This is a genomic window from Yersinia aldovae ATCC 35236, from assembly GCF_000173735.1.
GTDB classification, from domain to species: Bacteria; Pseudomonadota; Gammaproteobacteria; order Enterobacterales; family Enterobacteriaceae; genus Yersinia; species Yersinia aldovae.
In genome coordinates this window covers 1-2,807 of the sequence record NZ_ACCB01000082.1, presented here as the reverse complement: position 1 = coordinate 2,807, position 2,807 = coordinate 1, and the positions used below count along the sequence as shown (strand labels likewise).

The window sequence follows — 2,807 nt, the reverse complement described above, 5'->3', positions numbered from 1 at the left end:
TAGTGGCCGCACCCAACTGATTCGGATGATATTCATGGTCGCCGCTTGCTCTGGCAATAGATGTGGCACCGCCCGCGGCATTTCGCCACGCATGGTAGTGATATCGATAGCTGACATAGGGAGTGATTTCCGACAGGCATAAAAAAAGCCCCACTAAAAAGTGAGGCTTGGCATCTTTGGGTAATTTAGCGCGTTGTTGATAAGAGAGCAATGGGGTATTTATTTAATTTAAGGCGCATAACTACCTGGCTTCGAGGTAGCGGATATTTTTCAATATATGTGGGAAATATCTGATGTTGTTCTATTTTCAGAATTTTGCTCACTATAATGGTTTGGAATATTGATCCTTAATCCAATATGCTAAGTGGAAGCGAATGTCGTCACAACAAGGAAATGTTATGGATTCATCAAGATTTATTAAGGCCATGGCTGAGGGAATCAAGTCTATCCCCATGGATTTATATTTGGGGGTTGAGCGAACCTTTCAAGATTTAAATCTTTCCGATGGCGGACGATATTATCAACAACGTAATATGTCTGATGATAAGCGTTTTCTTAATGCCTTCAATAATCTCATTCGCGATCGATTTATTATCGCTAAAATAGCAGATATCATCATTTATGATACCCTCAGCCGTTTACCGGATGAAACCATTCAACAATTACACCAAGAACTTATCTATGGTGCCACCGGTAAAATTACGCGTATGGCGGCACAAACATTGATATCAGGTTATATCAGTGGACGAGTCGTTAGTGGCTTAGCGGCCAGTTCTGCGGTAACGCTAAGTTTTAGACTGGGTACCACCGCGATGGTTTCCATAGTTATGCTACAAGGGATCGCGTCTCGCGCATGTGAAGCATCACGGACATTAGCCCGAGAAAATCCATCGCTTTTTAATAAGCTAAAACCGGATGATTACGATATGTTGTTCTTTCTTTTTGAGAAGCCGTTCGAGCGTTTTATGAAGCTCAGTAAAATGGCAAAAAACAACCCTATAGCGTTGAGGCATTTTGCAGATGAAATCAAAAGTTATTAATGGTTTTTTGCGATTCATCTTCGATATGATTGGCGTTATCGTTACGTTCATAATGGCTATAGGATTTATGATTGCTTATGCCTTCTATGAAGGGATTGCCGCCTGGGGTGTTGCTATCGGCTTCTTCGTGGTAGGCGCTGTAATATTCTGGGCTGTGCAAAAATGCAGTGATAAATTCACAGTAACGAAACAGAAATAAAAGATTGAACATCACGAAGAGTGATATCTGACATTTTTAGCCAACTTTTAATCACCGGGTAATTAAGCCCGGTTTTGTATTTCTAATTTACATCTTCAGCGGGAATATCCTCGCTTTCAACATCTGGCATCTGAACTCGCAGATCAACAAAGCGCCCTACCGGGATGTCGATTGGCTGACCATCTTCGTAATCTTTGATATTATTCTGCACCAATAGCGGGGAAGTCGATCAACAGGCATTAAAAACCCGCCATATCGCCACCGCAAGCCAACAGAAAACCGTACTGATAAAGCAGGTTTCGGAGCACATCAACATCCTACTCGACGCTATCGCAATCGATAATCAACAGACTGATATTCAGCAATTGGCGGCACTCAAACATTACCGCGTCGCGTTAATGCGCATTGACCCCAACACCGCGCCAGATATTGACTGGCCGGAACTGCCGCAATAACGGTTGATTTTATGTTTGTCTTAAAATGAGACTGAGTGATACCTAAAATAGATCAGAATGGCTTCCTGTCCTTTCGAAGCGAAGCAAATCATCAGTAATCTTGTAGATGATAAGCCAGTCTGGCTCTATATGTGCATCCCTGTAACCTTTGTAATTACCTTGTAATTGATGATCCTTATATACAACAGGCAAGGGCAATTTATCGTTAATCAGAAGTGTCATAATGACTTTAAGTTTATTCATATCTTTAGGGCGCTTCTGAGCTTTTTTCACATCTTTCTGGAACTGACCTGAATATTCAATTTCCCTTTGTTTAGTCATGGTCTATCAGATACCTAATTTATCAAAAAGATCATCAGCATCCTTTGCTTTATGGACATCGACACCTTTCTCGCTGTTGGCAATAGTATTAGCGGTAAGTTCGTTAGGAATACGCAAATCGAACGGAAGCGCTTTTTCTCGGGCAACCTTGGTTAAGGTTATTCGCACCAGATCGGATACGGTTAAACCCATATCAGCAAGTACAGCAGCGGCTTCATTTTTTAGGGTTTCGTCTATACGAGCACGAACAAAAGCATTTGCAGCCATAGTAGAACCTCCGTTTAGTTGGAGAGTCAATTGTGGCTCAACTGAGCTACAAAATCAAATATGCCTCATGCCTATTTTCTCGGCTCAACGTTTCGTGACTGAAGCTCTTTCCTGATTATTCTCTTAATCCAGGCAGCCAGTGATTCATCACCGTCTAACTTTTGGGCCTCTTCCATTTCACTACGCAACGCTGGATCGAGACGAAACTGGAATGGTGGATTTCCTCTTCTTTCATTCATGTGTGTTGACACCTAAATTACACTTGAGTTAATGTAGTGTTGTGTAGTGACACATTACTATCACATACCATAAATGACAATGCCCCGTGGGTGCGCGAACACTCACAGGGCATCTAACCACACCATTAAACGAGGTAATGCTATGGCTGACGCTAATAGTAACATACGTGCATATTCAAAGCTCTACACCTTCCTTAACGCCCGTTCGAACACATTATTGGCCGAAATTTCTCCGTTGCGCCTGATCTCCGTTTTGGCTCCAACTGAACGTGAGGCTCGTAACCTG

General features: G+C 42.3%; 6 protein-coding genes. 3 read left to right on the top strand and 3 right to left on the bottom strand.

From position 1 onward, the window contains the following. Positions 1-398: 398 nt before the first annotated feature. Together YALDO0001_RS19190 and YALDO0001_RS19185 are read left to right on the top strand one after the other, a co-directional pair. A complete protein-coding gene (locus YALDO0001_RS19190; RefSeq protein WP_042840628.1) occupies positions 399-1,040 on the top strand; it encodes a hypothetical protein in 642 nt (213 codons plus the stop codon). After that, on the top strand, positions 1,021-1,239 hold the full coding sequence (locus YALDO0001_RS19185) for a hypothetical protein (RefSeq protein WP_042840627.1): 219 nt from the start codon (positions 1,021-1,023) through the stop codon (positions 1,237-1,239). The genes YALDO0001_RS19190 and YALDO0001_RS19185 overlap by 20 nt, the downstream gene beginning before the upstream one ends. Before the next feature lie 82 nt (positions 1,240-1,321). On the opposite strand, the gene YALDO0001_RS22670 is transcribed toward YALDO0001_RS19185, so the two are convergent. Then, positions 1,322-1,450, bottom strand: a complete 129-nt coding sequence (locus YALDO0001_RS22670; RefSeq protein ID WP_455433231.1) for a phage tail fiber protein — start codon at positions 1,448-1,450, stop codon at positions 1,322-1,324. On the opposite strand from YALDO0001_RS22670, the gene YALDO0001_RS19180 reads away from it, so the two are divergent. Next, on the top strand, positions 1,434-1,694 hold the full coding sequence (locus YALDO0001_RS19180) for a tail fiber assembly protein (RefSeq protein WP_004705607.1): 261 nt from the start codon (positions 1,434-1,436) through the stop codon (positions 1,692-1,694). The genes YALDO0001_RS22670 and YALDO0001_RS19180 overlap by 17 nt on opposite strands. Before the next feature lie 42 nt (positions 1,695-1,736). Here the strand turns inward: YALDO0001_RS19180 and YALDO0001_RS19175 are convergent, their stop codons facing one another. Together YALDO0001_RS19175 and YALDO0001_RS19170 are read right to left on the bottom strand one after the other, a co-directional pair. Next, a complete protein-coding gene (locus tag YALDO0001_RS19175; RefSeq protein ID WP_004705606.1) occupies positions 1,737-2,015 on the bottom strand; it encodes a type II toxin-antitoxin system YafQ family toxin in 279 nt (92 codons plus the stop codon). A gap of 6 nt (positions 2,016-2,021) precedes the next feature. Next, positions 2,022-2,282: a type II toxin-antitoxin system RelB/DinJ family antitoxin gene (locus YALDO0001_RS19170; protein ID WP_004705605.1), complete on the bottom strand. Its 261-nt coding sequence runs from the start codon at positions 2,280-2,282 to the stop codon at positions 2,022-2,024. Between the last annotated feature and the right edge of the window lie 525 nt (positions 2,283-2,807).